Here is a 623-nt window from a genome sequence, read left to right as displayed (position 1 = left end):
GTGGTGACCATCGAGTCCGGGGTGCAGCCGGTGTGGCTGCCGCAGAAGAACTCGCCGAACTGCGCCGGCGTCATCTCAGGGAAGCCCTCGGCGCGGACTTCTTCGTTCGTGATGGTGTCGAGGCGCTCGCGGCGCACGTCGAGAACTTCGACATCGACGATCCGTACAAGTGGTTCGCCGCGGCGGCGGCCCATCACCTTGCGGCACAGCGTGAGCCGGGTGCCGGGCGTCAGCATCAGCCAGCCCGTGCGGCGGGTGACGGTCTTGGTGCGGTCGCGGACCTGGTCCTCGGTGAGCGAGACCGACATCAGGCGTGGCATGGGGTGCTCCTGTTCTGCGGGTACTGGTTCCAGATCCGGCCGTCGAGTTCGCGCCCGGCCGTTTTCGGGGTGCGACCACCCCACTGCTTGAAGAAGAACGCGGTCCCGGCCTCGACGCACTGGTCGCGCAGGTCGCGCACCCAGTCCGCCTCGATCGGCCGGGCGTGGGGCCCGGATTCGCCGCCGACGATGACCCAGTCGATCGCCGGGATCGGCCGCCAGTCGGCGCAGCCGGGGCACCCGCATTCGAAGCGTTCGTCGTCGTCGGGCCACCGGCACCGGCACCCGTCCGGGCATCCGGTC

General features: G+C 70.1%; 2 protein-coding genes. Both read right to left on the bottom strand.

Annotated elements, in window-relative coordinates:
- Nucleotides 1-320: hypothetical protein (locus tag A5780_RS41460; RefSeq protein ID WP_064910917.1), on the bottom strand; the 320-nt coding region annotated here is incomplete at its 3' end.
- Nucleotides 308-623: DUF5131 family protein (locus A5780_RS32120; RefSeq protein ID WP_156769387.1), on the bottom strand; the 316-nt coding region annotated here is incomplete at its 5' end. The genes A5780_RS32120 and A5780_RS41460, both read right to left, overlap by 13 nt.

Source organism: Nocardia sp. 852002-20019_SCH5090214 (assembly GCF_001665865.1).
GTDB lineage: Bacteria > Actinomycetota > Actinomycetes > Mycobacteriales > Mycobacteriaceae > Nocardia > Nocardia nova.
This window is presented reverse-complemented; position numbering and strand designations above follow the sequence as displayed.